Source organism: Pseudonocardia sp., assembly GCF_050246655.1.
Classification (GTDB): Bacteria; Actinomycetota; Actinomycetes; order Mycobacteriales; family Pseudonocardiaceae; genus Pseudonocardia.
The window spans coordinates 1-5,217 of sequence record NZ_JBFWVQ010000202.1 but is presented as its reverse complement, the minus strand read 5'-3'; the positions used below and the strand labels follow the sequence as shown (position 1 = coordinate 5,217).

Sequence of the window (5,217 nt, the reverse complement as noted above, 5' to 3'; positions counted from 1 at the left end):
CCGCTACCTCGACGAGGGCATCGACGTCCTCGCCGCCCGCGCACCCGACCTGCACGACGCCCTCGACCGCGGCCACGACGAAGGCTGGACCCACGTCATCCTCGACGGCAAGGTCGTCGACACCGACCGACTGCGGGTCAAGACCACCAGCCGCAAGGGCAAGACCATCGACGCCTGGTACTCGGGCAAGACCCGCGACTTCGGCGGCAACATCCAAGCCCTGACCCGCCCCGACGGCCTGCCGGTGTGGGTCTCCCCGGTCGAGCCCGGCTCGGTCCACGACCTGACCGCCGCCCGCGCCCACGTCACCGCCGCGCTGTGGGCCGCCGCCGGCCGTGGCCTGCCCACCCTGGCCGACCCCGGCTACGAAGGTGCTGGTCACGGCATCTGGACACCGGTCAAACAACCCGCCGACGGGTCCGAACTCGGCATCAACACCCGCACCCGCAACATGCTGCTGCGCTCACTGCGCTCCCTCGGCGAACGCGGCTTCGCCCTGCTCACCGGGCGCTGGCGCACCCTTCAGCACGTCACCCTCAGCCCCAGCAAGATCACCAAGATCGCCCGAGCCGCCCTCGTACTCACCCACTTCGAGCACGGCTACCTCGCCTGCTGAGAAAACCTCACTCCCTTCTCCACCGTTCCGAGGGCAACATCGTGGAATTCCTCAGCCCAGTCGATGCCGATTCCCAGCACCCGCGTGTCTCCCTCCGTCGCCGACATTCTGCTCGGCGGACCGGGAAGGCGCTGCGTCGTGCTGATGAACCAGTCCTCGCGGGACCACACCCTCCCGGCCTGGGTTCCGCAGCTGTGAGGCGTTGAAAGTGCCCGGATATGGGGTCTGAGCTGGGCGAACGTGCTCGCGCCTGGTGACGTGGCGTGTTACCAGGCGGGGGTGTTGTGGCTGGTCAGCGGGTTGTGGCGGTCTCGGTGTCGAGGTGCAGGATGCGGGGTGGCAGGGGCAGGCCGAGCGTGGTGTGCAGCCGGCGGGCCTCGGCGGTGGGGTCGGTGGTCTGACGGAAGGTGCCGGCGGGCCCGGTGAACACGCCGACATGTAGCCGCTGCAGGGTGTCGCGGGCGCGGGGCCAGCTGGTCGAGGTGCCGTCGGGGAGGCTGGTGCGGGTCTCGACGACGCGGATCAGGAGCAGCGCGAGCCAGCAGAGCAGGACGTGGGCGCGGATGCGGTCTTCGAGGCGGTGGAACACGGGGCGCAGGTCGAGGATCTGCTTCATGTCGCGCCAGCCGCGTTCGACATCGAGGAGTTGCTTGTAGCCGCGGGCGATGTCCTCGGCCGGCAGGCGGGGATCGCTGGTGCGCAGCAGGTACTTGCCGTCGAGCTTGGCGTCGGCGGCGACAGCGGCGGCGTCGATGCGCAGCAGCCCGGAGGGTGTGGTGCGCAGGAACCGGTGCAGGCCGGGTCGTGTGGAGATCACCCCTCGCAGCTCGGACCGCTTCGTGGGGCTGAGCGTGTCGGAGCCCTCGATCATGGCTTCGAGTCGTTCGACCAGCCGGGTTCGGGTGGCGGCGTCGCGGTCGGCCGCGTGCGGGTTGTGGCAGATCACGAACCGCTCGTGCGCGCTCACCTTGACCTCCTTCACGCGCATGTTGTCGGCCACCTGCTGGTAGCGGCCCGGCCGGGACAGCGCGGCGGCGGCCTCGGGAGAACCGGAGCGCAGCTTCTCGCCGAGGATGTAGCCGTCGGCGCCGGCGGCGAGGTGGCGGCGGTTCGCGGCGGAGGCGAACCCGCGGTCGGCGACCCAGATCACCTGCCCCAGCGTCCAGTCCCGCAGCTCGTCCTTGACCTGACGGATCAGCGGTGAGTCGCTGGTGTTGCCGGGCCAGCACCACACCCGCACCGGGATTCCGTCGCGGGTCACGGCCATCCCGACCACGACCTGCGGGAGGTCGTCGCGGGAGTCCTTGGACTTGCCGTGCGTGCGGAACCCGATCTTCGTCGACGCCCTGTCAGGCACCTCGCCGCCGGTGCCGCCGCCGGTTCCGCCGCCGGTGCCGCCGCCGGTGCTGGCGAGGTCGTGCTGGTCGGGCAGGACGCGGCCGTGCTGGTCACGCCACACGGGCTCGTCGGCTTGCTCGGTCTCGAAGTAGGTGCTGGTGGTGTCGAAGAAGATCAGGTCGACCTCGAGGTTGAGCAGGTGCGCGACCGCGTCGAACACCCCGTGGGCGAGCCGGTCCTCCACCGCGAGCAGCCAGTCCATCGCCCGGTAGCAGGCATCGTCGGACACCCGGTAGCCGCCGCCGGTCAGGCCGGGCAGGTGTACGTCGTGCGCGATCCACGAGGTTGCCGCGAGCTTGGAGCACGGGGCGAGGGCCCGGTTGGCGACCAGGGCGAACAGCACCCGTTCCACCACCGGGTCCCGGCGGGTGCCGGCGGCCAGTCCGCGCAACAGGGTGCCGATCCCCAGCCGCGCCCAGAGCTGGTCGAGCAGCCACGCCCCGCCCAGCGGTCGGGACTCGGTGAACACCAGCCCCGGCATCCCTGCGGCCCGCACCCGGTCCGGGCCGCCGCCCGTCCCGGCGGCCGGCTCGGTGCCGAGTACCCGGGTCAGCGCGGTGATCAGCCGCTCGATCGCGGGCCGGTCAAGCTGGTCAGCCCGGCCGAAGGAGTACAGCACCTTCGCCCGGGTCGTCTTCGCCGCCGCGTCCCACTCGTTGTGGACCAACTGCAGGTAGGACACCCGTGTCCCGTCGCTGTTCTTCCGGGTCGCGGTGCGCACAAACACGTCACCAGACCCTACACGAGTCTTCGCAGTTCAAAAGCCCAGCCATGCCCAATTCGTGTTACCAGGACTTTCGGGCCGTCCAACCAAGTCCCACGCCGCTGACCAGCACCAATCCCCACGATCATGCACCAGAACCCCAGTCAGCTGCGGAACCCAGGCCCGGGCGTCAGGCCTTCGCCGGGGCCCGGCAGGGGCGCCGTCTCATCTCAGTCCTCATGGGACAAGCGCCGAAAGCGCTCCCTGCCGGGATCCACCGTGCGAAAGGAAGGTAGAGCCATCAGCGCCGTGGCGGACATGCGTCGGTGGGGCCCGGAGCCACCCTGGGCCGGCCCGGAAATCGAGTTCAAGCCGGGAATGGCGCGCGAGATGCTGCGCGAGCTCGCGCCGCTGCTGGCCGAGGAGGGCATCCACCGCGACGAGCGCGGCGAGTTCAGCGACCTCGACGTGCCCGACCTGCAGACCCTGCAACGCGCCCTCGACCGCGCGGTCGAGCGCCAGAACCTGGCGCTGTTCACCCCCACCGGCCACGCCCGCGAGCTGCCGCCGCCGCGCTGCGGCAGGTCTGCCAGGCCATCGCCGCCGGCGACACCGCCCGCGCCGCAGCCGAGTTGGACAAGGTGGTGCCCGAGTCGCCCGACCAGACCGTGGCGACCGTCGCCGGATGCACCGGGGTAGCGCTGGGGCTGCTGGATGAGTGGCTGTCCGGGCGCGAGCCGGCCGCGCCCGCCCAACTCGCCGCGCACACCCGGCTACCGGACGGGCACTGGACCGGCGAACGCGCCGCCACCGACGTGCTCGCGCTGGCCGGCAAGGGCCGAGCGTTTCGCAGCCTGCACACCCTGACCGTGCGCCAAGGCGGCCACCACCTGCTTCACGGCAGCGCGCTCGCCCTCGCCGCCGCCACCCTCGCCTGGGCCCGCCAGACCGGCACCGAACTCGCCGAGCTGACCGCCGCCGTGATCCGCTGACCGCCGCTACGATCCGCAGCCGTCACAGTCACCCCGTTGACGATGCCTGGAACCCGCCCCCGAGGGTATGACCCCTATCCACGGCTCTCGCTCGACCGGACCAGCACAGCGCCGGCGCGCTCGCCGTGGACGACGGCCCGGTAGCGTCCGTTCCATCATGAGCGCCACCCTCCTGGCCACCGACCTCGCCGCAGGCCACGGCGCCCGCGTCCTGTTCTCCGGCCTGGACCTCGTCGTCGCGCCCGGCGACGTCGTGGGGCTGGTCGGGGCGAACGGCGCGGGGAAGTCCACGCTGCTGCGGATGCTCGCGGGCCTGGCCGAGCCGGCCGAGGGCAGGGTCTCGCTCAGCCCCCCGGACGCGACCGTCGGCTACCTTCCCCAGGAGCCGGAGCGCCGGGCGGGCGAGACCGTCGTCGCGTACGTCGCGCGGCGCACGGGGGTGGCGGCCGCGCAGGCGGCGATGGACGCGGCGGCCGAGGAGCTGGCTGCCGGCGGCGGGGACCGCTACAGCGCAGCCCTGGACCGCTGGCTCGCCCTCGGCGGTGCCGACCTGGAGGAACGGGCCGCCGACCTCGCCACGGACGTTCGGCTGGGAGTGGCGTCGGACGCGCCGATGGCGGCGCTCTCGGGCGGGCAGGCCGCCCGGGCGGGGCTCGTCGCGCTGCTCGCCTCGCGCTACGACGTGCTGCTGCTCGACGAGCCCACCAACGACCTCGACCTGGACGGCCTGGAGCGGCTGGAACGGTTCGTCGCCGGCGTGCGGTCGGCCACGGTGATCGTGAGCCACGACCGCGAGTTCCTCGCCCGCACCGTCACCCGGATCGTGGAGCTCGACCTCGCCCAGCAGAAGGTCGGCGTGTACGACGGCGGCTACGAGTCCTACCTGGAGGAGCGGGCGCGGGCCCGCCGTCACGCCCGCGAGGCGTACGAGGAGTACGCCGACACGCTCACCGGGCTCAAGGAACGTGCCGTGACGCAGCGCAACTGGATGGCGCAGGGGGTGCGCAACGCCCGGCGCAAGGCCACCGACAACGACAAGATCGGCCGTGCCAAGCGGGCCGAGACCAGCGAGAAGCAGGCGGCGAAGGCGCGGCAGACGGAGCGGGCCATCGAGCGGCTGGAGGTCGTCGAGGAGCCCCGCAAGGAATGGGAGCTGCGGATGACGATCGCCGCCGCACCCCGCTCCGGGACGGTGGTCGCATCGGCGGCGGGCGCGGTGGTGCGCCGTGGCGGGTGGCAGCTCGGGCCCGTCGACGTGCAGGTGGACTGGGCGGACCGGATCGCCGTCACCGGGGCGAACGGCGCCGGGAAGTCGACGCTGCTGGGGTTGCTGCTGGGCCGGGTCGTCCCCTTGTCCGGCACCGCGGGGCTCGGGTCGGGTGTGCGGGTCGGCGAGATCGACCAGGCCCGCGGGCTCTTCCTCGGGCCTGCGCCGCTCGGACGGGCGTTCGGGAAGGCGATGCCGTCCTGGTCCGAGTCGCAGGTCCGCACCCTGCTCGCGAAGTTCG

General features: G+C 72.4%; 5 protein-coding genes. 3 read left to right on the top strand and 2 right to left on the bottom strand.

Features of this window, described 5'->3' with window-relative positions:
• Positions 1 to 616 (top strand): transposase family protein (locus tag AB7J25_RS29985; protein ID WP_428514648.1); only part of this gene is annotated, 616 nt, incomplete at its 5' end.
• Between the two features lie 292 nt (positions 617 to 908).
• On the opposite strand, the gene AB7J25_RS29980 is transcribed toward AB7J25_RS29985, so the two are convergent.
• A complete protein-coding gene (locus AB7J25_RS29980) occupies positions 909 to 2,741 on the bottom strand; it encodes an IS1634 family transposase (RefSeq protein ID WP_428514646.1) in 1,833 nt (610 codons plus the stop codon).
• Between the two features lie 213 nt (positions 2,742 to 2,954).
• Positions 2,955 to 3,269, bottom strand: coding sequence for a hypothetical protein (locus AB7J25_RS29975; RefSeq protein WP_428514644.1), 315 nt, complete (start codon positions 3,267 to 3,269; stop codon positions 2,955 to 2,957).
• A gap of 92 nt (positions 3,270 to 3,361) precedes the next feature.
• Between AB7J25_RS29975 and AB7J25_RS29970 the strand changes: the two genes are divergently transcribed.
• Together AB7J25_RS29970 and AB7J25_RS29965 are read left to right on the top strand one after the other, a co-directional pair.
• Positions 3,362 to 3,709, top strand: a complete 348-nt coding sequence (locus tag AB7J25_RS29970) for a hypothetical protein (RefSeq protein ID WP_428514642.1) — start codon at positions 3,362 to 3,364, stop codon at positions 3,707 to 3,709.
• A gap of 157 nt (positions 3,710 to 3,866) precedes the next feature.
• On the top strand, positions 3,867 to 5,217 hold a 1,351-nt coding region (locus AB7J25_RS29965; RefSeq protein ID WP_428514640.1), incomplete at its 3' end, for an ATP-binding cassette domain-containing protein.